This is a genomic window from Chryseobacterium indologenes (genome assembly GCF_018362995.1).
Taxonomy (GTDB): Bacteria; Bacteroidota; Bacteroidia; order Flavobacteriales; family Weeksellaceae; genus Chryseobacterium; species Chryseobacterium indologenes_G.
Map to the genome: position 1 here is coordinate 1,573,729 of NZ_CP074372.1, position 24,922 is coordinate 1,598,650.

The following is a 24,922-nucleotide window of genomic DNA, read 5'->3' on the forward strand; positions in this document are numbered from 1 at the left end:
GAGTAAATTATGCTATTTGTTTATGAATTTGTTAGGATTATCCTTATGTTCTTTCTGAAAATCCTCTGCATTTTTTATTTCTTCTTTCAACCAGTTTTCGAAAGGAACTTTCTTTTCATTAAAGTCCTCAATGGCATAAAATGTTTTGCCATCTTCTGAAACCAGAAACTTGAAGCGGTAAAGCATATCTAAATCTTTTTTCCTATCATTATAAGTATTCACCTGATAATAGGGAAAATTTTCTTTTGGCCTTTCTATGATTTCAAAAAACAGATTCTTTTCATTTTCAGACAGTTTATTGTAAAAGTTTACATAATAAAGATCTGAAAGCTTTTTCTTCTGCTTTTGAAAGAACTGAAGAATACTTTTTTCTTTTTCATTGTATTGAAATGGATTCGGATAATATTTCCCATCTATTTCAACATCCTGATCTGTTTGTTTTGCTAATGGCTGAACGACTTGTCCTTTAACATTCATCATTCCCCATTTTCCACCTACAATGGATCTGTGCTCGTCATTTGTTTTTTCCCAATCACAGCCGTCACAAAATGCAGCGTATCCGTAATTAAAGGGTGATACAAAATCATGCTCAGCTTCAATAACGATCTTACCGTTACGGTCTGCAAATCCTACTTTACCATTTTTAACCAATCTTCTCAGTCCTTCAGAGAAATAATCTGCTCCATTGTCAAAAAGGAAAGGCTGATACAGGAATTTCCCATTTCTATCATACACATAACCCCATGAATTTTTCTCCGGTTTTTCACCTTCTTTACTTCCGTCAAAAAGAATGGTTTCTCCTTCTACAGGATCTCCATCTTTAAGAAATGAAAAGACTTTGAACTGTGCCGGAACAATTATTTTTCCGGCCTTATCTTTTACTCCTACTAAAGAATCTTTGGATTTGAAATAATGTAAATCCTCTTTACTCTGAGAAAAAGAAATGATGGGTGTCAATAAAATGGTTACCAGTAGTTTTTTCATATTGATCGGGGTTGGAAATAAAATATGCAGCCGAAAAGACTGCATATTGTTTTATACTTTAAGATCAGCTTCCAATCCTATTAAGTCTTTATTTTGATCTATAATCGGCTGTACTTCATTTTTGATGAATTCCTCCGTCTGAATCGGTGCGAAACCAATAAAGTTTTTAGGATCTAAAACTTCTTTCAGTTTTGATTTATCCAGTTTTAAAGAATCATCGTTTAAGATTCTCTCAATAAGGTCATTTTCTTTTCCTTCTTCTTTCACTTTCTTGGAAGCTTCCATAGAATGAACTCTGATCACTTCGTGGATTTCCTGACGGTCACCACCAGCTTTTACTTCTTCCATGATAATGTATTCTGTCGCCATGAAAGGAAGTTCTTCCATAATATGTTTGTTGATTCTGTTTGGATATACAACGATTCCGTTTAGAATGTTGTTCCAGATCAATAGAATAGCATCAACAGCTAAGAATGCCTGAGGAATGGTTAATCTCTTGTTCGCAGAGTCGTCCAATGTTCTTTCAAACCATTGTGTAGAAGCTACCATTGCAGAACTTGTTGTCAGAGACATTACATATTTTGCCAATGCTCCGATTCTTTCGCTTCTCATCGGGTTACGTTTGTAAGCCATTGCAGATGAACCGATCTGGTTTTTCTCGAATGGTTCTTCAATTTCCTTAAGGTTTTGAAGTAAACGTAAATCGTTTGTGAATTTGTGTGCTGATTGTGCGATATTTCCTAATAAAGCAACTACTTTCGCGTCAATTTTTCTGTCGTAAGTCTGTCCGGAAACTCCGAAAACTTTATCGAAACCGAATTTTTTTGAAAGTTCTTTATCTAAGTGTTTTACTTTAGAATAATCTCCGTTGAAAAGTTCAAGGAAACTTGCAGCCGTTCCTGTAGTTCCTTTTACTCCTCTGAAACGAAGTGTTTCAAGGAAGAAATCCAATTCTTCGATGTCAAGAACCAAACTCTGTAACCAAAGTGTAGCTCTTTTTCCAACTGTTGTCAACTGAGCTGGCTGGAAGTGTGTGAATCCTAAAGTCGGAAGGTCTTTATACTGAATAGCAAAATCTGCTAAGTTTTTCATTACGTTAACCAACTTTTTCTTTAAGATTAAAAGTCCGTCACGAATCTGAATTAAGTCTGTATTGTCTCCTACAAAAGCCGAAGTAGCTCCCAGGTGAATAATTCCTTTTGCTGAAGGCGCCACATCACCGTAAGCGTGAACATGAGCCATTACATCATGACGGAATTTTTTCTCATACTCTGCTGCTTTCTCATAATCGATGTTTTCAGCATTAGCTTTTAACTCAGCAATCTGCTCGTCTGTAATTTCAAGTCCAAGGTCTTTTTCGATTTCAGCAAGAGCTATCCAAAGCTTTCTCCAATTCTGGAATTTGTTATTATGTGAGAAGTTAAATAACATTTCTTCACTGGAGTAGCGCTCTTCCAATGGATTTTTGTAGGAATTCATTCGTTCTTTTACTTTTTAGATGTACAAAAATACGGTTTTTCGGTGAGAGATAAAAATCCTGCTTTTATGATTTTTCAACCCTATTGCGAATCAGATAAAGATTTCATTTATACTTTTACCTTGAAGCAAAAGTATACAAAAGTTCAAGACGGGAATCATCCACTAAAAATTTAAATGTACTCCTAAGATTTCCAAACTCGCATGGATCATCTGGTTCTGCTTCGGTTCTGAATAAGTCCCATGCTCAGACAGTAGAAATTTTTTAACGGATTACATTCAAAATTTCTTAACGCTACTGATTCCTAAGTCAGACATTAATAAGTAACATACTACTTTTTAATACTATAAAATAATACGTTAAACTTTAATGAAAAAGAATAATTAGTTGCTGAATCTTTTCTTTTTAATATATCTCAGACAAAAATATAAAACCATAGAAATTAAAATTGCAATTATGATCTTAAAGTATATGTGAAGAGAAATGTTATGACTGCTGGCTAATACCATTAATAAATAAAAGACACAGATTAAAAAAGAAGTAAAACAAATAATTTGTAAAATATTTAATATAATTTTCATTTATACTTTTGTCTTGAAACAAAAGTATACAAAAATTCAAGACTGGAATCATCCGCTAAAAATTTAAATCTACTCCTAAAATTTCCAAACTCCCATGGATCATTTGATTCTGCTTCGGTTCTGAATAAGTCGCATGCTCAGACAGTGGAAATTTTTTAACGGATTACATTCAAATTTTCTTAACGCTACTGATTCCTAAGTCGATTGATAAACTGCATATCATATTCAACCTTATTCCAACTCTAGCATTGAATTGTTATCATTATAAAAGCCAGAAAAGTTCCTAAAACAGTTATACCTATTCCCAATATATTCAATAATAACATTATGAATTTGTCACTTAAGTTAAAAAAAAATGTTGCAACTGCGGGAATGATAAAAATATTTGAAATCATTAGCAGGATAGAAAAATTTAATCCTCCTTGAAACGGAGAAAATCCTTTTTTAATAATGTATATATTGGTTAACAGTGTCAGTATATTTAAAATAATGATACTAACAGCTAGTATATAATTTATTCTTGATCGCACAAAAGTTCTATAATTAGGACTACAAAATAACATTTTTTCACTTATAGTTCTGCCTTAAAACAAAAGTATACAAAAGTAGTTCAAGTAGATTAATGAAGAAGACATAAAATAGGCTATCCCATTTCTAAGACAGCCTGTTTACATTATTTTCATGAATTAAATTAATCGATAAGTCCGCAAGGTGATCCTACAGGGATACATTTTTTTTCAAATGAGCACCAGAAGTATCCTGCAAGACACATTGGAATACCTCCCTGAACTGTTTTTAATTCTCTTTTTGAAAGTTTTCTTAGATTTTTCATAGTAACGTTTTTGATTTTTCTCCTACTCTATATGCTTTTCGGATTACGCTTTAATTTGGTAGATCCAATATACAGATTTTTTGCATACAAAAACATAACCTGTTCATTTTATATAATTTACAAAGACAATTGTTTATTAACTTTTGATGATCATTATATACATCAATAGACTTAAGACAAAATAAATCAAAACCTCCGCTGTTGCAGAGGTTTTAATTTATTTGTAGGCACGAGCGAGACGCTCGTGCCAGCGGGGGATGTTATTTTTTGAAAATTTTCTTGTAAAAAATATTTTCATCAGCATTTACTTCCATAATAATATCATCTTTTTGTTCATAGACAGGAAAAGAAGTAATCATCAAAAACTTTTTAGCATCCTCATTTGATAATGGCTCTTCTAATTCATTATCCTCATTATTATAAAATTTCAATAGTGTAATTCTATTGTTTTCTAAAGTCCACTGACCTTCCTCTTCGTATTTTAGTTGCAAATTTTTATCATAAATCTTATGTATAAAAATATGATTTTTAATGATTAGCGTATCAATTACATATTCTCCTTTAAAAGAATAGCTCCCTAATATTTTTTTTTTGTTTATAGTACAGCTCATCATAATTATTAAGCTGAATATAGAAAATACTGCTATTTTTTTCATTTCATCTCATTTTTCTCAACCCATAATAAATACGTTTGTTTAGTCGTGCTTTGCGGAACACCTACACCATTTGTTCTAGGAATATTTCTTGACTCATCTTTATTAAATGGATTAAGAGAATAAGATGATACAGATTTAGAATCAAAAGCCATTATAACAACTTTATTTCCAACAGGATAAAAGCTAAAATTAGTTTTACCCATAAATTGTCCTTGCATATTAGTGTTTTCTAGACCTACACCCAGAAGTCCAAACATTCCTGAAAAAGAAGTTTTTTCGTTCATAGATGTTCCCTTAAAATAATCTACAGCAGTTTCATACATATCTGTTTCCATAAGTTCTTTTACTGCTGCATTTTCTTTTCCAACAAGTAGACTGTTTTCAGGTCCCCCACCACTAAGAAACTCATCAAATAAATTTGCCCAATTAGTAGTATTCATTCTTCGTGTATAACCTTTTAAATTTTTTGATGAATTCATCCATTGGTCATCGCCAGTTGCTCTATCAACTATTCTAGTTCTTCTATTAAATTTAGCACCACCCCCTACATAATGATAAAAGTCTATTTCATCTCCTCCTAAATCGCTAATCTGTCTAGTTTTACCTGTTTTTAAATCAACTTCGTATTCATTAGGAGGAGTAAAGTTTCTTCTAACTTCTTTTGAAATTTCACTGTCTTGTTGAATTGAAGCTTGGTTTCTAATAACTTCCTCACTCTGTCTTCCATCCGGATCAACAAATCTTATAGGATTATTATAAGCGTAAGTATATGGAGACCATCGACGAGAGTTCTCCGCCAACGGATCTACAACGCCCCAACGTCCAATGTCTGCCATATAGAACCTTGCTCCATAATCATACATGCCTGTCTCCTGCAATTCCTTGCCATTGTACTTATATTGATACGAGGGATTTCCTGTCAATACATTATATCCTTCATGTTTCAATCCTAACGGGTAATAATTACTCTCTTCAATAATCTCTAATCCTGCTCCATTCTTAGCATAACTTAATCTTGTATTTCCCAGATGGTCCGTATAATTATACACATACTTTCCGGTTTCAACATTAAAATATCCTTCTGCTGTCGGGAAGAACTTTAATACTGAATTCATATACTGGAAGCCATCCAGATAATCAGTGGTTTCTGTTCCGAAAACCTTTCTTACCTTCACTCCGTCTGCTCTGTAAATATAATCAGTTGCTTTGGAGTTTTGGGTAATCTTACCCGGTAAATTTAGATAATTATATTGGATGGAGGAAATTCCTTTATCCAATTGAGTGGTCATATTTCCGTTGAGATCATAAGTAATGGTGCTTCCTGTACTTCCTGATGCTAATGGATATCCACTGATGGCATTTCCGGTTCCGATTTCTTTAAGGTAAGATAATTTATTACTTTGTTCCCCATTTTCATAATGGTATTCAAGATTGTCCATTACTTCGGGTGCGGTATATCCCGGGAGTTGTCTTCCTCTTCTTAAAAGCGTTTTTATGTTTCCGTTAAGATCGTAAGTCAGCTGCTCATGATATTCTCCTCTTTCCAAATTCATAGCATCCCAGAAACGTCCTTCCTTAAGACGGTTAAGAGCATCATATTCATAAGAATAATTTCTCAGCACCGCGTCATTTTGGGTAATCCATGACATTTGGGAAATGTTTCCATTATATCTTGCTGAACCTGAAAACTGGTTGTTGGGCTTATTATAACGCAGTTCGTACGCAAAAAGTTTATTCTGCAAATTGGCAGGATCGTTAATTTTTGTCATCCAGCCCCGGATATTATATTGGTAAGCAATGGTCTGTAATGGAGAGACCGCAGCTATTCCTCCTACTTTTTTAGATTCCAGCTGGGAAAGTTCATTGTATTTATTCTGAGACAGGTATTCAACAGGATTGCTGTCGATCTGATGGGTATGAGTCAGAAGCCTGTTCTGGGAATCATAGGTAAACTTTTCTACAATGATTTTTTCAGGATCTGTACCAAACCTTCTATGATAAGTATTAGTCTGAAGGATAACCCCGGCAAAGTCAAGCTTATTATTAATTACAGTATAGCCTCCAAGATAATTACGACTTCTTGATCCGATATTTCTTCCCTTGGTATCATACCAGATAAAATTTCTTGTCCAATTGTCATCTTCTATATTCTTTACATAAGAAGCTGTAAGAAATCCTTTAGTGGTTTGTGCATTAGCAGGATTATCTGTAAGAAGAGGTTGGGCAAAGACATTGGTTACCGCAGGGGAGCCTGTCGGATAAGTATCATAATAATTAACCGTTAACAGCGTAGTGACAGAACCAGGATAACTGGCTGAACCATTATCATAATATACTCCTACCCCGCTGTTGGTAAATCCTACGGTAGAGGACCTGGTTACATTATTACTCCCCTTAGCATCTGCTGATATTTGCTCTGCAGCTCTTCCTGCTGTACCATACACCTGGGTACTGGTATATAGGCCTGTATATGCTGTTCTTCCGAATTGGTCATACTTGGTAAAAAGCCACTGTTTTAATGCTCCCATGACAGCATCCTGGGTCATGATCAGCCTGTCCTGTTTGTCATACACCATATATTCCCAGCCTTTTCCGGGAAGTTTCTTTTCTACCAGACGGTTCCTTCCGTCATATTTATACTGGTAACATAAATCACTAAGTACGGTATTGGGATCTGCTTCTACGGAAGCTTTGGGAGGAATCACAAAAGCCAGCTGGTTATAATCATTGTAAACATAATAGGTATCTGCACTTTCTGAAGCACTGATTACTTTTCTGACCAATACCACCTGCCCCTGGCCGTTTTTAAACTCAATGGTTGAGTTGCCGTCTTCATCGGTGACTGTATTTTTATACAGCTGTCCTACTGCATAGGAACCGGATGGGATGAGTTGGGAAGTAAAAGTGGTATAGGTAAAAGTGGCTGTATATTTTTTAACCTCGCCATCTGAATTGGCATCATACCCAAATTTTATAGGCTTGTTATCCCAGGCATTTCCCACTTGTTTCTGCTCCAGAATTCTGTCTAAAGGTGAGTTTTCCAAAACCTTTTCTGAATAGATCTTTTCATTGCCATAGGTGTTAGGATAAACACCCAAAGGCCCTGAATAATAGTTCCCGTTACTTGTGGAAAGTTGGGGAACAGGAAGATAGTCCTTAACCTGTCTTCCGAAAGGGTCATATTCAATATGGGTCACAACATCTTTTCCCAAAGGTGAAGCTTGTAAGTTGATAATTTGCTTAGGTCTTCCCAATCCGTCAAAATACTGTACCGTTTCTAAGGATTTGGTAGCAGCTGTTCCATTATAATCTAAATATGTTTTGGTCTGAATATAATTTTCATTGCTTGAAATCGTGGAAAGCTGGGCATAGGCTATATTAGATAAGAGCAAGGCTCCTATTGGTATTATAAGTTTTTTCATCAGTTTTAGTTTTTATAATTGTATTTCATCTCCTTCAACACTTTGCCATTCACATCAATCACTTTTTCAAGCCTGTTAGCCGAATCATAAACATAGCTTTCTCTAATTCCGGATGGTGAAGTGATGCTTCTTACTCCTACTAAAGGATCATAGGTATAAGTAGTGATCTGATAACCGGATAATGAAGTATTAGCTCTGAATGAACTCAATGCTGATAAAAACGCAGTCTCATCATTACCAGAAGCTGCTAGAGCATCTGTATCGGAGGCATTAACAATAGAATCAATTAAGGACTGCTGGATATCTGTTAATTTAGCTCCTTCTATCTTAGCAATCGGCTGAGTCTGATTATACCCCCAGATAATTACGGTAGAAATACCATCTTTCGTGGTATACTGCTGTAAGTTTCCTTTTAAATCATATTGGTCATAAGTAACTTCTGTAGAAGTAACATTTTGTAGATCTGTAGATAGGACAGAACTTGGGAGTAAGTTTAATGGGTTATCGTATTTTGTTTCGGTTTTTGAAAGTATTTTTGTGACAGTTCCAATAGTTTGTGTTGTTTCGGTTTCTAAAGGGATACCAATCATATTGGCTGTAATTAATTTTTGGTTATTTTTATCTAATGCATATTTATATTTTACTTCTTGGATATTTCCATCAAATGAAGTCACTTTTTCTAAGTTAGGTCTGTAATTATTCGTGTTATTAAAGACCGCTTTCTTTGTTTCAGTAATACCTGAATTAAAATAATTACGTGATATCGAAGTATGGTCTTTTATCCAAACTGTTTTTATATAGAAATTTCCTACTACACCACTGGGAACGGGTAAATATTCAGGAGCATCATATTCCATAAAAGTATAATCAAACGCTTCGTCTGATACTTTTCCATTTAAAGCATTATAAATTTCTTTTTTAGTAAGCAGCCCACTACGCATAATACTGAAATTAGGCCAAAAAGGGAGAGAATTAAGTTGCGTAAGGGTGTAATCGTAAGGTGTTTTGAAATAATATTTTGTATAACCATCAGTTCCTCCTGAGATTTTTACATTTTGATATAATATGACAGGGTTAAGGGCTGTTAAACCATCCTCAGCGTTACCTCCTGCTACATAGAGACCACTAGATTCTGTGGGATTATCAAACTTATTATAATTATATTCCTCTACTTTTGCAGGAATAGTTCCTGTTTGGATAGAAGATGATACTTCATTATAATATTTTATGGTTGCTATTCTCGCTTGTCCGGTTGAAGAAGGCTTACGAACAATCGTTTCAACTGGCTCTCCCAGATGTTTTGCTTCAAAATAAACTTCACCAAAAGGTATGGTAATACCTGGTTCTGCACTCAACAAAGAAACATAATAATCCCCGGCATCTGTATTATAAAAAGGAAAAAGCTGTCTGGTAGGGTAGTCCGGATCAGGTTCTACAGCAGGTCCTAATGATATCGGTACAGGTTGATAAGAACTACCTACTTTTTTATAAAATGCCAGAGACCAATAATTATTGGCAAGTTGCCCCGCATTAATATCGATCGCAACATAATAAGGTTTATTAGGAAATGGAGTGCCACCATTGTTGACTGGTACAGTAAAAAATTTTTTTTTGGCAATACTATTAATTGTTGTGAATGAAACATTTCCTAAATTTTCTTCCGGTACAATTATTTTAGGTTCTTCTATATAATTAAAAGGAATAAAATCATATGCATATTTAATTGTTCCACCAGAAGGTAACTGAACTTCTCCTAAAGTTGTTGGAATAACAAGTTCAGGATTCGGATCTGTATTAGGCTCCTGAATAAAAGTAATACCTCCGTATTTAAATTTCGTTTTTTCTATTTCGTTATTATTGACATCAACTTTAGCAAAAGACTCAAGGCCTGTCTGAAAAGTATATTTAGAAATAAATTGATCCGTAACTGTTTTTAATGAAGCGCTTTTTAACCTGAATTTATCTGCTTTTATATTTCCCAAATCTGTTTCATTTATCTTATCATATTCAAGTTTAATGAGTCCTTGACTTTTCACTTCAATATCTGTAAGTTTATATTCTTCAGATTCAACTACATCAGGTTCTCCAATAGGATGGGTAACATCCTTTAAGTAATTATAAGCAGCCAGAATATTTCCGCTTTCATCCTCAACAGACGTCAGAAAGAATGCACTGCGATAATTTTGATTACCATACAATATTCCTCCATTAGGATATTGATGTACCATTACTCTTGCTCTAGAAAGTCCGTAAATTTCGAATTTATACTTTATACCTTTGTCTGTGATAATGGTAAAAGAATCTACAACCAGAGTAGAGGTATTACTTACTGATCGCTGATAATTAATTGTTGAAGAGGTTGAGGTAAGTTTTACTAATTTAAATGTATTGTTCGAAGTATCTCTTATAAACCTGAATTTTCCTGATTCTCCAGGAATAGTATAATTATAAACATCATCAAAATAATTCTTTAAATAACTATCCCCAAGTGTAAAGTGCTCATCAAACTCACCTATTATTTCTCTGGAAATTACTCCCTGGCCAAATAAAGACCAACCTCGTCCTAAATCACCAATCCACTCATCAGTTGCATTTACCGGATGGTAGCTGATTCCCATATCAATACCAAAGCTTTTACTGTTTGAAGGAACACTGAATAAGTTGTAGGATATATCAGGTATTCCTGTTTGTATCGAAACTGGGACATTATTATAGGTTGCAAGGGAAGAAATAGTAGGAACCGGTCGTGTTACACCTGTATTAGGAGCTGAATTTGAAGCTTGTCCATAGTACATTAAGCTGATGAATAGCAAACCTAAAACTATGAATTTTTTTAGTATATCTTTTTTCATTTCAATTATTTCTTAATCAGTTTTGCATTCGCCGTTTTATTGTTATCAGTTTTTACCGTCATCAAATAAGCTCCTTGCACCAAAGCTTGGGTATTAATCTTAGTCACTTTATTCTTTGTTTTTATACTCTGAAGTTGTCTTCCAGACATATCATACAAAAGAATATCAGCATCTTTAAAATCAAAACCGATTTCTACATAAGCATAATCTGAGACAGGATTTGGATAAATTTTGATGTCATATTTTTCAATTAACTGATCAACCTGTTTGTCTCCCAGCTTTATAATCTTCCAGTTTTCTTTACCCAATTCTTCTGCACTGGTTCCTGCCAGAACAATAGAACCATCTCTATTAAGTTTTAAATCAGAAAGTCTTTCTTCCTTTTTTCTGGATTCTCCTTTGACATGTTTTCTCCACTGCTCATTGCCATTCTGATCTAAATACAGTATCCAGAAGGTTTCATCATCAGTTTCTACTCTTCCTTCAGCCTGAGTATAGCCTCCCAATAAAATTCCTTTGGAAGATTTATCATCTACAGAATGAATTACGCTTATTCCCATCAAAATATCCCTATTTTTGAAGTTGTAAGATTTCTGCCACTGCTCCTCTCCTCTTTCATTTAAAGAAATCAGCCAAAGATCCGTTCCTTCTTCCAGATCTACCCTTTTATTGCCTGATCTTTCGGATCTTGATTCTCCACCGATAACAAAGCCATTTGAAGTTAAAGCTAGCGTTCTGATGTGATCATCACCTTTCCCTCCGAAGTTCTTTTCCCATTCTAATTTTCCGTTTTTGTCTAACTTGACAATCCAGTAATCGCCCTCACCAAAGTTTTCAGTTTGTTTCGAGTTTCGGGATACGGGATTCGAGTTTTGAACGTTTGACACAGAACCCGAATCTCGCATCTCGGAACCCTTTTCAGATCCCGAAACACGAACCTCGGAACTCCTGGAATAAATTCCCAATAATGCTCCGCCATCTCTCGTTGGAATTATCTTCTCCACTTCGTCTAAGCCTTTTCCGCCTAAAATTAACTGTGAGAGTTCCTTTCCGTTTTTGTCCAGTTTTGTGATTAAAACATCCTTGGAGCCGTAACCTTTTGAAGAACCCTGTACATTTCCTGCAACAAAGAATCCTAAGTCTGTAGTTTGAATTACAGCTCTTGCTTCTTCATCTGAAGAACTTCCTAACGTCTTTTGCCACAATTCATCGCCAAATTCATTAATTCTGATAAGCCAGATATCCGATCCTCCTTTAGAATCCTCTTTTTTATCCAAACCTTTTCCTGAATAAGAAGTTCCGGCTAAAAGAAATCCGCCATCCTGTGTTGTGACTGTAGCTGATAAATAATCATGATTGGATCCCGAGAAATATTTTTCCCATGCTTCTTCTCCCTGCTGGTTCAATTTTACCAGATGAAAATCGTAACCATTATTTTGCTTGCTGCCTGAGGCTTGCTGCTTATCGCTTTGGATAGAGCTTCCCGTTATAAGATACTGCTGATCGATTGTTGTAGTAACCTGGCTAAGAAAATCCTGGGTAGAGGATTTAATGTCTTTCTGCCATACTACTTCCTGAGCAGATATGCCCAGAATAGCGCATAGAGTTAGCGCTCCGAGATAGATTTTTTTCATTCCCGTGTTGTTGTTTTTTTGAGTTAGTAATTAGTTTCTTAAAACTTCGCGAATTTAACACTTTTTAAGACATGAAAATTATTTTAATGTGGTATGCTGTAAATCATACTATTTATAATCAAATTCTATCTATTTATATCTATTTCCATTCTATTATGATGTAAAAATATCTATCAACAACGACAAAACTTGTCGTATACAATTTGTCAATTCATTTTAATACAAAAAGCCACTCTTTCGAGTGGCTTTCTATTTTTTTATCTAATCTTACTGATAAATTACTTCATCATTCTTCTTGATCTTGTAGCTTTTTTTATAAGGAGTTAAAACATAACTGTCTTTAATATGAGATCCGCTTTTCCAGATTTTCTCTTTTCCCTCTTTATTCAGGATAATACTTTTTGCAGCTCCATCCGGAATAAAAACTTCAGCTTTTTTCATGTCTTTCGTGAAAATTATTGCCGTCATTGAAGTGTAGCTTTTATCTGTGTTTACTTCTTTTAGCTTTATTTTCTGGTTGAAAGTTTGTATGCAACTATTTTTTAACTGTGAATACGTATATCCTGCAGAACCAATACAGCCGTGAACATCTCTATCACCTCCCAGAACAGGAGCTTGTTTTTGTGCAAATAGTAAGGATCCAAGGAACATTGTGCTGAGTAAAATTGTTTTTTTCATATGTTAAATTTTTGTTTTCTGGTTAGTATAACTATATCCCTGAACAGAGTATTAGTTAATTTCTCTAAGGTACAAAAAAAACCACTCTTCAGAATGGTTTTTCATTTGAATCTGATCTTATTGGTAGATCACAATATTATCCTTTTTAAGCTGGTATCCGTTTTTTTTGTAAGGAACCAATACATATCCATCTTTTTTCCATGCTTTGGCTTTACCGCCTGCTCTGGTAAGAATAATACTTCCTGTATCAGCATCTTTAATGAAAACCTCAGCTTTTTTCATGTCTTTGCTGAAAATAACTGCAGCTATTGAAGTATAACTTTCTTTTGGAGCTACTTCTGTCAGCTTAATTTTCTGTTCAAAAGTTCTTACACAGTCTTTCTTAATCTGAGAGTAAGTATACCCAGCAGAACCAATACATCCGTGTGCATCTCTGTCGCCACCTTTTATTTGCATTTCTTGCGCGAATGCTAAAGAACCTAAGAACATTGTACTCAATAAAATTGTTTTTTTCATGTCGATTTGCATATAATAATAATTACCGTGGTATTATTAAAAATCATGCCAAAAAAGACATAATACACATTTCTGTGAATACTTTATCTTTTTATTATTTAGTCCAATTGATCTTTGAATGCTTCACGTCAGTAGAGTTGGTTCCGATCATGATATCAAATTCACCTGATTCCCAGTCATATTTCAAATCTCCGTTGTAGAACTTCAGATTTTCAGGAGTGATATCGAAGGTTACTTTTCTGGATTCTCCTTTTTTCAAAAATATTTTCTGGAAACCTTTCAATTCTTTTACAGGTCTGGTAATACTTCCCACTATATCTCTGATATACAGCTGTACCACCTCAGCACCATCATAATTTCCATTGTTGGTTACTGTAACAGACGCCTGAATCGACTGATCTCCTTTCGGATTGGTATTGGATACAGTAATATCAGAGTAATTGAACTTTGTATAACTTAATCCATAACCAAAAGAATACAACGGTGTATTACACTCATCCATATAGTTGGAACGGAATCTTTCGTAAGTACATTTATCTACTTTATCCTGGCTCAGCGGGCGGCCTGTATTTTTAGCATTATAATAAATTGGAACCTGTCCAAGGCTTCTTGGGAAAGTCATTGGAAGTTTTCCTGATGGATTTACTTTTCCGAACAGAACATCTGCAATTGCATTTCCTGCTTCAGATCCTGCAAACCATGCATTCAAAATAGAATCCGGAGTATCTTTTACATTGGTTAAAGCTAATGGACGGCCTGTGAAAAGAACCATCGCAATAGGTTTCCCGGTTTTCTTTAATTCATTTAATAAATCAACCTGAGACTGAGGAATGGTAATTTCTGTTCTTGAGGAAGATTCTCCGCTCATTTCCGCAGATTCTCCAATCGCAAGAACAATAACATCAGCTTTGTTGGCAACGTCCACAGCTTCTTTTAAAAGTTCTTCTTTGGAACGGTTGTCTCTGTCTGTTTTCTTGCCGTGAGCAGCATAGATTTCTTCTAATTTAGCATCATAGTCTATATTCGCTCCTTTTGCTGATAAGAACTTAACTTCTTTTCCGTAGTTGGATTGTAATCCCTGCATTAAAGAAACTGAAGAGGCATGTTTTGTAGCAACACTCCATGTTCCGGCCATATTCATAGAATTGTTTACCAATGGTCCGATTACCGCTACCGTTCCGGATTTTTTTAAAGGCAATACCTGATTTTCATTTTTCAATAACACCATTGATTGGGCAGCTGCACTTCTTGCTATATTACGGTTTTCCATATTATAGACTTCTTTTGCTGCTAATTTGGCATCTCCATGTTTGTATGGATTATCAAATAAACCCAGGTCATATTTTGCTTCAAGAATTCTTCTTGCTGCCATATCAATTTCAGCCTGTGTAACTTTTCCTTCTGCCAGAGATTTTTTTAATGTTGTTAAAAAACCTTCTCCAACCATATCCATGTCAACGCCTGCTTTTAAAGCTAAAGCGGAAACCTGCTGAAGGTCTCCCATCCCATGGTCTACCATTTCATTGATACCGGTATAATCTGTTACCACAAAGCCTTTAAACTTCCATAAATTTCTCAATACTTCAGTCTGAAGCCATCTGTTTCCCGTTGCAGGAACACCATCCACTTCATTGAAAGAAGCCATCACAGAAGCTACGCCTGCGTCTACCGCGGCTTTGTAAGGAGGAAAATATTCGTTGAACATTCTTACATGGCTCATATCAACCGTATTGTAATCTCTTCCCGCTTCTCCGGCTCCGTATAGTGCAAAGTGTTTTACACATGCTAAGATATTGGTTCCATTGGCAAGGTCTTTCCCTTGGTAGCCATATACCATATTTTTAGAAATTTCACTTCCTAAATATGGATCTTCACCGGAACCTTCTGATACTCTTCCCCATCTTGGTTCGCGGGAGATATCTACCATGGGAGAGAATGTCCAGTTGATCCCATCAGAAGCAGCTTCTCTGGCAGCTACTTTTGCGGACTGCTGGATAAGGTTCATATCCCATGAAGCAGCCAACCCTAATGGAATTGGGAAAGTAGTTTCATACCCGTGGATCACATCCATCCCGAAAATCATTGGAATTTTCAGACGGCTTTTTTCTACAGCTACTTTCTGAACAGCTTTAATCTTATCTGCTCCTTTTATATTGAATAATCCTCCAACTAACCCTTGTTCTACTTTCTTTCCAATATCAGAACTCTGTGCCTGTCCTGTAGTAAAATCTCCGGAAGTCGGCAGGTTCATCTGGCCAATTTTTTCGTCTAATGTCATTTTAGCTAAAAGATTGTCTACAAAAGCTTTCTTTTTAGCCTGATATTGAGCCGTCTGATAAGACTGAACGGGCTTCGTTACCATTTCCTGCGCGGAAAATACAGGTGCCAATGCTAGGGTGGCGATTACAATTAACTTTTTCATAAATCTATCTTCTTAAATTATTGTTTATATTTTTTTGCTTTAATTCGATGGGTTTATCTTTCTATCATTGTGTGTCAGATTATTTTTCTTTCTTTTTAGACAGCATCCATTCATAGAGCTGTGGGTTTGAATAGGCCGAGTCCCACGAATTGTGATTGTCATTCGGGAAGATAACCAATTCTGCGGTTGGATTTACCGGATGCAGTTTTTGATAAAAATTAAAGGCATTGGCAGGTAATACGATATCATCCATTCCGCCATGAAATATTTTCATATTCAAATCTTTAAATTGATGAATATTAGCGGTCATTACCTGATCTGTAGGAGCACAAACTGAAGCCACAGCTGCAAACATTTCCGGATGTTCCATGGCAAGCTTCAAAGTTCCCCATCCTCCCATAGAAAGTCCGGTAAGATAGATTCGGGAAGCATCAATTTTATACTTCTTCTGAATTTCTTTGATCAGATTATACACGGTAACGGTATCCCACCATGTTCCTTCCGGACATTGGGGTGCAAGAATAGCCACCGGTTCTTTGATCAGGTTTTTATAGGTAAATGGACTGTGAGCTTTTACTAAATCAAGATTAGTTCCGCGTTCTCCTGAACCGTGCAGAAAGACTATTAATGGTACATTTCCTTTTGTATTCTTAGGATAATCCAGAATATAGGATATTTTCTCCTGCCTTTTAATTTCTTTATTGAGTTCTGCTTTTATCTCCTGCGCATTCACTTGCAATGAAAACGGCAGAAGTAAAAGAGGAATATGTTTCAGTTTTAATTTCATATTATTATTTAGGTTTTGGCTAAAGCCCATTTCTACTGAATTTATTTTATTCCGTATTTGGCTGACTGAAAGCTTAGTTTTTTTAATCCCTGTTGAATTTCAGGAGCATTCATAAATAATTTCCAAAGGAATCCTGACCTGTAGTTTTCAACCATTGGTGCTATTGTTCCCTGATCTATCGCCAGATATCTTGGAGTGAACCAATTGTTGTAATTGATAGACGTAGCATCATAAGGACCTGCGGATCCTATAAATTCAGGTTTTTGAGTATAAATGAATCTCAGGAAAGCCATTGATTCTTTCGGGGTATATGGGAAACTGCTCAATGCAGCTGTAGGAGTTATCACTCCGTTATCATTAGTAGGCATGTGAGCCGTGTATCCTGTGCTTCCGTCCTCATTTCTGGTATAACCTGCTGTCAGCCCCCAATAGTTAGGTCCGTAACCTTTCCATTGTTTTGGGTTTTCAACACAGTATTTATAGTCGATAAGGGTTTGATTTTTATTGATATCAAAATAGTTTTTGACAAGTTTATCAGACAATCCCGTAGGATCCAGTCCGATATATGAATATTGCGCCCAGAAAAGCGGTCCGCCATATTCTTCAGCGTAATTGTGTTTTACATACAGAGGCAATCCGTATTTTGTTTTGTCTGTAAGGTAGGTTCCGTTTCTCGTCCAGCCTTTGTAATAGGTTTCGGCATCAATGGAATACGTAGGTGAAGATGCGGCCAGAATATAGGTAATAAGGCATTCATTATATCCTTCAAGAGGAAAGTTCATTTCCCATTGGTATTCCGGTGACCAGTGCCAATAGAGAACTTTTTCGCCTCCTTTTGTATACCAGTTCCACTGAATTCCTTTCCATAGCTCATCGCATTTTGCGGCGAGTACTTTTTCTTCTGCGTTTCCGTTTTTAAAGTACTCACGGACCATCAGTATTCCCGAAGTAAGGAATGCGGTTTCCACAAGATCCCCGCCATTATCTTTTTTGCCAAAAGGAACCGTCTTTCCGGTTTTCCCATTGATCCAGTGTGGCCACGCACCTTTATGACGGTCTGCCTTAGCCAGGAAATCCATAATATGAGTAAGTCTTTTTACAGCTTCTTTTCTCGGAACAAACCCTCTTTCTGTCCCCACAAGAATGGTTGCCAGCCCAAAGCCTGAACCTCCTGTAGTGATAACATGTTTATCGTTATCCGGATAGATATTATCTTCGTGATAACGCTCTCTTCCTAACATTGAATTAGGTTCTGCATAATCCCAGAAATACTTCAAAGCATCTTTCTGTACTCTATCCATAAGCTGTTCATCAGTAATAGTACTTTTTACAACTTCGATTTTTCCAGCTTCCTGTTTTGATACAGGAGAATTTTTACAGGAATACACAAAAAATAAAGAGGTTATAGCCATTGATAATACGTTCCTTTTCATGAGATCTCTTTTTATAGGGTTTCTAACTAAAAGAAGAGGAGAACTTTCATTCTCCTCTAATGTTTATGGTTTATTTTAATAGCCAGGATTCTGTGTAAACAATCCTAAACTTGCATTCATTGCATCCAGTGGAATCGGGAATAATTCATTCTTCCCTGCTTTGAATCCATAAGAAGAAAGTACAGTAGCTGCCTGCCCCGTTCTTACAAGGTCTACGAAACGGTCACCTTCCATAGCAAGTTCCACTCGTCTTTCATGCCAGATTGCAGTTCTTAGAGCAGCTTGTGTTGATGCTGTTGTACCTCCTAACTGAGCTCTGGTTCTTACTTTGTTGAGATTAGCAATTGCTGTAGCGGTATTACCCAACTCGTTAGCTGCCTCTGCATTAATTAAAAGGATTTCTGCAAATCTTAAAATTCTGATATTCTGTTTTGATCCGTAAGCACAAGCACTGTTATTCAAAGCTTTAGGAACATATACCTTTTGGTTGAATGTCGTTACAGAGTTAGGATCTCCCATTGCAATAAGGTCTCCTTCCGGAGTAGTTTCCCCGTTTCTAAGAATGGTAAGTTCTTTTCTGATATCTCCCGGCTCAAATGCATTTTCCAATGCCTGAGAAGGTGTAAAGAATCCCCATCCAAATTGGTTTCTCACTCCCTGTACTTCTGCATATTGACTTCCTCCGAATTGAGTAGAACATTCACAGTTTACTTCAAATACAGATTCTTTTCCAAATTCACCACCAATTCTGAATACATGGTTAAAGTCAGGATCTAAATCATATCCCATAGACATCACCTGATTAGAAGTATCATAAGCCTTCTGCCAGTCTTTTTTATAAAGATAAACCTTCGAAAGTAATCCTAAGGCAGCCCCCTTGGTAACTCTTCCAAGATCAGCAGCAGCATAAGTCTGAGGAAGAATCTCTGCTGCACTGGTAAGATCCGAAATAATAAAGTTATACACTTCTTCCGCAGAGTTTCTAGGAACTGTATAAGTAGAAGGAATTCCGTCAAAGATTGGAACACCACCGTAGATTCTCAGTAAGTTAAAGTAAAAATAAGCTCTCAGCATTTTTGCTTCTGCAATCAATCTTGTTTTTAAGGTGGCATCCATATCAATTTTCGGAACATTTGTAATCACCTGGTTACATCTGTTCACCGCCTGCCATTGTCCGATCCAATATCCTCTAACTCCATCATCACTTACGGTATAAGTAAATTGGTCATACGCATTAATAAAAGAAGCGTCTCCAGGATTAGATCCTTTTACCACATCATCTGCTGGTACACCAAATACAAACTGATAAGGAAATGCAGAATTTTCCCAGCTTCTTAAAAACACATAAATTGCATTTGTAGCCTGCATAGCATCATCCTGAGTTTTGAAAAAGGAATCTGCTTCTGTTACTCCTTCCTGTTTTATATCCAGATAATCGTCTTTACAACTTATTACAAGTGAAAATAAAGCGATTGATAAAAATATTTTTTTCATGTTCTTCTAATTAAAATGTTAAGTTCATACCGATTGTATAAATGGCTGAAATTGGATAAATATTATTATCAACCCCCATTTGCACTCTGTCCGTATTTACAATCTCTGGCGAGAATCCATTATATTTAAAGCTTGTCCAAGGGTTCTGAGCACTTAAATACAATCTAAATTTAGTAAGCAATAAAGATTTTGCAAAGTCTTTAGGCAGGTTATATCCTACTGTAATATTTCTGATTCTGAAATAGCTTCCATCTTCCACAAAGAAACTGCTTGGAAGAATAATGGACTGGTTGTTGGTAGTCATCGGATACGCATTGGAAGTTCCTGCCCCATGCCATCTGTTGTTGTAGAAATCAAGATCCCAGTTTTCATTTCCATAACGCTGTTCACGGTTATAGTTATAAATTTTGTTACCGAATACCCCTTGGAAGTCTACAGCAATATCAAAATCATGAACACTTAAATTAACTCCGAATCCATAAGTTCCTTTTGGAATCGGGCTTCCTAAGAATGTTTTATCTCTGGTGTCAATAACTCCGTTTCCGTCTACATCAGCAAATTTTAGCCATCCCGCTTTTGCTCCGGTTTGACCGGAAGCAGCAGCTTCTGCATCAGTCTGGAATACCCCAGTTACCTCATATCCATAATATGCTCCTACAGACTGTCCGTTTTGCAGTCTTACAATAGAATTCCCAAATAAACTTGCTCCTGTTTCAAGGTATGAACCTTGGTATACAGATGTAATTTTATTTTTAAGAGTAGTAAGGTTACCATATACTCCTAATTTCACTTTTTCAGAAATTTTGGTGTCATAATTTACTGAAACTTCAAAACCTTTGTTATTGAATGAATAGGCATTAGTAACAAAATTTCTCCAGTTACTTGCTCCCGAAACCGTTCCTTGTGTAACACCATATACTACATCTTTAGTATCTTTATCAAAATAGGTTGCATCAATTTTCAATTTGTTATTGAATAATCCCATTTCTAAACCGATATCTCTACCCGTTGTAGTTTCCCACCCTATGCTTGGGTCAATCACCTGATCTATAGTCTGTGCAGGCGCTCCTGAATCTCCATAATATGCACCTTCTTTAAGAATTGTAGTTCTTAAAGTATAAGCTCTTGTTACATCGGGATTACCCAATTTACCCCAGCTTGCTCTTAACTTCAAAAGACTGAATACATTCTGATTACTCATAAAGTTCTCCTTGGAAATAACCCATCCGGCACTTACCGCTGGGAATACCCTGTGTCTGTCTCCTGAAGAATATTTTGAAGTACCGTCTCTACGAACCGATCCATTGATCAGATATTTTCCTTTATAATCATAATTCACTCTGGCAAACATAGATTCAATTCTATCCTGATAAGGGACTACATCAAATCCTACTCTGTCATAATCAACCATAATAATATTGGTCCCGTTAAAAATATTCATCGAAGCATTGGTTCCGTCATAATTAACATTAAGTGCTTCTAAATACGTTTGGGAATAAGAATTTCTTGTTCTGGAAAAACCGGCAAGAATTTCCAGGTTATGATCTCCTAATGATTTTTTCCAGCTTAACGTATTGTCCCAGATATAATTTCTATTTCTTGAATCTCTTGTAATCAGCTTATTAGGCTTCTGATCAGAAACAGGAACATAATTAAATGTAGGAGTATATTCGTAAAGATTTGTATTATAATTGTCCGTTGTATAGCTTACTCTTAAAGTAAAGTCCTGCAAGAATTTATATTCAGCCCATACATTATTCAATAACCTCTCCTGTCTGTTTTGAGAACGGTATAGATCTAAAACAGCACGTGGGTTAGGAATAGAATACCCGTTAAAGAACTGATAGTCTCCTGTCCCCGGATTCATCACAGAGAAAATAGGAGGTGCATTATAAGCGTTCAGTAAAGGGTTTTTTGCCTGATCGGTACGCATTTTAGAGAATGTGAAATTATTCCCGATAGTAAGGTTATCCGTAATCTTATAACTAAGATTTAATTTTGTATTAAGTCTGTTAAATCCTGAACCTGAATTAATACCCTGTCCCGCAGCAATATTTCCTTCATCCTGTAGATTTCCTATGCTTGCATAATAATTAAGCTTTCCTAAGCTTCCGGAAGCGGAGAAATCATTAGAATTAATGATACTTGTTCTGAAAATCTCATTAAACCAATCTGTATCAGCAGGGAAATTAGCTCTGGAAATCGCACCATTAAGATTCCCGTTATCATTCATCAGCTTTTCGTTATAAAGCTCAATATACTGATCAGAATTAGTCATTTTAGGAACATTGGTAACTTTCTTGATTCCTAAATAAGAATTGAAATTGAATATCGGCTTCCCTCTCCCTGTTTTTGTTTTAATAATTACAGCTCCATTAGCGGCTCTTGCTCCGAAGATTGCTAAACTGGAAGGGTCTTTCAGTACACTCATAGATTCGATATCCTGAGGACCAAGGAAAGAGATGTCATCAGTGATCATTCCATCAACAATAAATACTGTTTTACCAGTCAGCGAACCTACCCCTCTGATATCTACTCTCGGGGAACTTCCCGGCGTACCAGAATTCAGAACCTGTACACCAGATAATTTACCTTGTATTGAGCTTATTGGGTTAGCGTTAGGTTTATCGGCAAGGTCCTTTGCAGAAACCATTCCGATACTTCCGGTAACGTTTTCTTTTTTCTGAGATCCATATCCGATCAAAACTACCTCCTCGATCTTCTGCTCTTTGGCAGTAGTATCTTTTGGAGTAGTCTGAGCATTGACGTTCATACCGAAGTACAAAGCAGCAATGAGACATGAATACTTTAAATTACTTTGTTTCATATAGTTTCAATTTTATTCAAATAAATTCAAATTTGTACCTGTCTCTAAATAGTGGAGTTATTTAAAATCTCAAAAAAAGACATTAGCCAAAAATAGAAAAAATATTGAACAATGTTAAACTATCTTAAATATTTAAACATTATTTATTTTTATTATGTAAAAAATAGCAACCAATCAAATTTTATAATTTTATACTCAAAATAATTATCAATTAAATATCATATTATTAATGATAAATTAACGTTTTCAACTCAGAAATTCACCAAATATTCATGTGAACTTAATATTTTGTTAAATAGAGAATAGTAATTACCTTTGGTGCAGTTTTTGACAAAAAAGCATTTAGAAATAAATAATAAAAGATCAATGAAAAAATATATCATTGCAGCCGCTCTTATCATAGGAACCGGTGCTGTTATTACCACCAGTGTGCAATCTTGCACATCACTAGCCACATCCGATATGGGGCTTTCTATTATAAAAAGGATTCTGCTTAATGGTATTGATAAAGGAATGGGCATTTACGGGAACAAAGAAGCTTTTCTGCAGAATAATATGGTAGATAAGGCACTTCCCAAAGAGCTGAGAGATATCAATTCTACGCTGGAAAAGATTGCTCCTTCACTGGTAGCCAAAGAAAGAGATTATATAGCACAGGCAGCAGCTTATACTGTGAATACTTCAAAACCCATTTTACAGGATGCTGTTAACAGTCTGAATGCTCAGGATGTCACCAGAATTATGCAGGGAACTACCGCAACACAGGTTCTGAAAGAGAAAACATCCCAACAGCTTATCGCAGCAATCGCTCCCAAAGTGGATGAGAAACTGAATGAATATGGAATTGTAAAAACCATCAATACAGCGTTATCAGGAAGCAATTTCCTGGGCAGTCTTTTAGGAGGAAATAAAAACACGGTCAATTCCGGTGGATTGAGCCAGCTGGCTTCTGAACAACTGGTGAATGGGTTATTCAATATCATTGAAGATTATGAGCATCAGAACTCTAAATCTCTCTTGGGACCATTTGGAAAATAGGAGAAATTTCGTTATATTTATATTATATTAATAATTGCAGATGGATATATTACAAGGAAATCAACACGCAAATCCCGAAGATTTTTACAAATCTTTGAAGGATAAACTGGAGGGTCATCATGATTTTCCGGAAGATTATTTATTTAAATTTATTATTCCTACAGACCAGTCAAAGCTTACTGAAATATACAGAGTTTTTGACGGCATTAAATTTACACTGGGAAACCGCGAAAGTAAAAATGGAAAATACACGGCCTGCAATATCAATGCATTTGTTTTGGATGCAGATCAGGTTGTGAATATTTATAAAGAAGTAGCAAAAATAGAAGGCGTTATTCTATTGTAAAAAACAGAAACCGTTTCATAGTGATGAAGCGGTTTTTTACTATTTAAAACATAAAAAAACACTATGAACATCCAATTGATCCTATTTAATATCCTTTTAATCACATCTGCAACAAGCTGTGTTCACAAAAACAGCAATGAAAAAAGCACAACTAACATCAACACTACAGTACAGCAGCAAAAGATTGAACAAATCCAGTTGGCGGAAAGAACGAGGGGGTTTAGTAAAAGTATTGTTTTTACACCTTCATTAAAAACAACAAATAACAACGAAGATATTGTTAATACTAAGGTATCTCCTGCTGAATGGCAAACTGTTTCAAAACTGGCTGAAAACCTTGATTTATCTAAGATATCAGATCTTCAATCCCCCACGACGGGCAGACATTCTGACCGTGCCATGGCAGCTTCTATTACTATTACTTCCAATGGGAAAGAATATACTTCTTCAAGTTTTGATGCCGGCCATCCCCCAAAAGAACTGGAAGCGTTATACAATGCGATCAACGGAACTGAGAAAACGAAATAAAATAAAAATCCGCTCTTCTACAGAACGGATTTTTTTATTTAGATATTTATTATTTTTCAATAAAGAATTTTACATTTTCAATGGGTCTTCCCAACATGGCAACTGAGCCTTTTACCAGAATTGGCCTTTGTATCAGAGAAGGATTTTCGGACAGAATTTTCAGCCATTCTTCTTCTGAATAATTTTTATCAGCATAATTCTCAATATACAGCTTATCAGTCTTACGGATGATATGAAAAACACTTTGATTAAGCTTTTTCAACACAGTTTTAATCTCAAGGATGCTCAATGGATCTTCAATAATATTAATGATCTCAAAAGGCACTCCGTTCTCGTCAAGATACTCCAGTACGGCATTTGACTTTGAACAGTTCCCGTTATGTAAAACTTTAACTACCATGATATTATTATTCAA

The 24,922-nt window shown here is 35.7% G+C and carries 18 protein-coding genes; 3 read left to right on the forward strand and 15 right to left on the reverse strand.

Annotation, left to right across the window (positions count from 1 at the left end):
• Positions 1-12: 12 nt before the first annotated feature.
• The 14 genes from DYR29_RS07195 to DYR29_RS07260 form a co-directional block, all read right to left on the reverse strand.
• Positions 13-984, reverse strand: coding sequence for a WG repeat-containing protein (locus DYR29_RS07195; protein WP_249413643.1), 972 nt, complete (start codon positions 982-984; stop codon positions 13-15).
• A gap of 51 nt (positions 985-1,035) precedes the next feature.
• Positions 1,036-2,463, reverse strand: a complete 1,428-nt coding sequence (purB, locus tag DYR29_RS07200) for an adenylosuccinate lyase (RefSeq protein ID WP_213279910.1) — start codon at positions 2,461-2,463, stop codon at positions 1,036-1,038.
• 1,270 nt (positions 2,464-3,733) lie between these two features.
• Positions 3,734-3,874, reverse strand: a complete 141-nt coding sequence (locus tag DYR29_RS07205; protein WP_156120973.1) for a bacteriocin-like protein — start codon at positions 3,872-3,874, stop codon at positions 3,734-3,736.
• Between the two features lie 260 nt (positions 3,875-4,134).
• Entirely contained in the window at positions 4,135-4,530 is a 396-nt protein-coding gene (locus DYR29_RS07210; protein WP_213279911.1) for a hypothetical protein, read from the reverse strand.
• The gene (locus tag DYR29_RS07215; RefSeq protein ID WP_213279912.1) at positions 4,527-7,952 is read right to left on the reverse strand and encodes a DUF6443 domain-containing protein; all 3,426 of its coding nucleotides are present in this window, start codon (positions 7,950-7,952) and stop codon (positions 4,527-4,529) included. Before DYR29_RS07215 ends, DYR29_RS07210 begins: the two co-directional genes overlap by 4 nt.
• A gap of 5 nt (positions 7,953-7,957) precedes the next feature.
• Complete coding sequence (locus DYR29_RS07220; protein WP_213279913.1) at positions 7,958-10,804, reverse strand: RHS repeat protein; 2,847 nt, start codon at positions 10,802-10,804, stop codon at positions 7,958-7,960.
• Between the two features lie 5 nt (positions 10,805-10,809).
• Complete coding sequence (locus DYR29_RS07225) at positions 10,810-12,438, reverse strand: T9SS type A sorting domain-containing protein (protein ID WP_213279914.1); 1,629 nt, start codon at positions 12,436-12,438, stop codon at positions 10,810-10,812.
• Positions 12,439-12,705: 267 nt separating this feature from the next.
• Positions 12,706-13,116, reverse strand: a complete 411-nt coding sequence (locus DYR29_RS07230) for a hypothetical protein (protein WP_213279915.1) — start codon at positions 13,114-13,116, stop codon at positions 12,706-12,708.
• Between the two features lie 117 nt (positions 13,117-13,233).
• Positions 13,234-13,632, reverse strand: coding sequence for a hypothetical protein (locus DYR29_RS07235; RefSeq protein WP_213279916.1), 399 nt, complete (start codon positions 13,630-13,632; stop codon positions 13,234-13,236).
• Positions 13,633-13,726: 94 nt separating this feature from the next.
• Entirely contained in the window at positions 13,727-16,054 is a 2,328-nt protein-coding gene (gene bglX, locus DYR29_RS07240) for a beta-glucosidase BglX (RefSeq protein WP_213279917.1), read from the reverse strand.
• A gap of 79 nt (positions 16,055-16,133) precedes the next feature.
• The gene (locus DYR29_RS07245) at positions 16,134-16,841 is read right to left on the reverse strand and encodes a prolyl oligopeptidase family serine peptidase (RefSeq protein ID WP_213279918.1); all 708 of its coding nucleotides are present in this window, start codon (positions 16,839-16,841) and stop codon (positions 16,134-16,136) included.
• Positions 16,842-16,882: 41 nt separating this feature from the next.
• Entirely contained in the window at positions 16,883-18,274 is a 1,392-nt protein-coding gene (locus DYR29_RS07250) for a glucoamylase family protein (protein ID WP_213279919.1), read from the reverse strand.
• Between the two features lie 75 nt (positions 18,275-18,349).
• Positions 18,350-19,768 carry a RagB/SusD family nutrient uptake outer membrane protein gene (locus DYR29_RS07255; RefSeq protein WP_213279920.1) on the reverse strand — a complete coding sequence of 473 codons (1,419 nt, stop codon included), beginning with the start codon at positions 19,766-19,768 and terminating at the stop codon, positions 18,350-18,352.
• A 10-nt stretch (positions 19,769-19,778) separates the two neighbouring features.
• Positions 19,779-22,595, reverse strand: a complete 2,817-nt coding sequence (locus tag DYR29_RS07260; RefSeq protein ID WP_213279921.1) for a SusC/RagA family TonB-linked outer membrane protein — start codon at positions 22,593-22,595, stop codon at positions 19,779-19,781.
• A 366-nt stretch (positions 22,596-22,961) separates the two neighbouring features.
• On the opposite strand from DYR29_RS07260, the gene DYR29_RS07265 reads away from it, so the two are divergent.
• The 3 genes from DYR29_RS07265 (at position 22,962) to DYR29_RS07275 (ending at position 24,507) form a co-directional block, all read left to right on the forward strand.
• The gene (locus tag DYR29_RS07265; protein ID WP_047421596.1) at positions 22,962-23,633 is read left to right on the forward strand and encodes a DUF4197 family protein; all 672 of its coding nucleotides are present in this window, start codon (positions 22,962-22,964) and stop codon (positions 23,631-23,633) included.
• A 40-nt stretch (positions 23,634-23,673) separates the two neighbouring features.
• A complete protein-coding gene (locus DYR29_RS07270; protein WP_047378055.1) occupies positions 23,674-23,979 on the forward strand; it encodes a DUF493 family protein in 306 nt (101 codons plus the stop codon).
• 63 nt (positions 23,980-24,042) lie between these two features.
• Entirely contained in the window at positions 24,043-24,507 is a 465-nt protein-coding gene (locus tag DYR29_RS07275; protein WP_213279922.1) for a hypothetical protein, read from the forward strand.
• A gap of 49 nt (positions 24,508-24,556) precedes the next feature.
• Here the strand turns inward: DYR29_RS07275 and DYR29_RS07280 are convergent, their stop codons facing one another.
• The gene (locus DYR29_RS07280; protein WP_047421593.1) at positions 24,557-24,907 is read right to left on the reverse strand and encodes an ArsC/Spx/MgsR family protein; all 351 of its coding nucleotides are present in this window, start codon (positions 24,905-24,907) and stop codon (positions 24,557-24,559) included.
• Positions 24,908-24,922 lie beyond the last annotated feature (15 nt).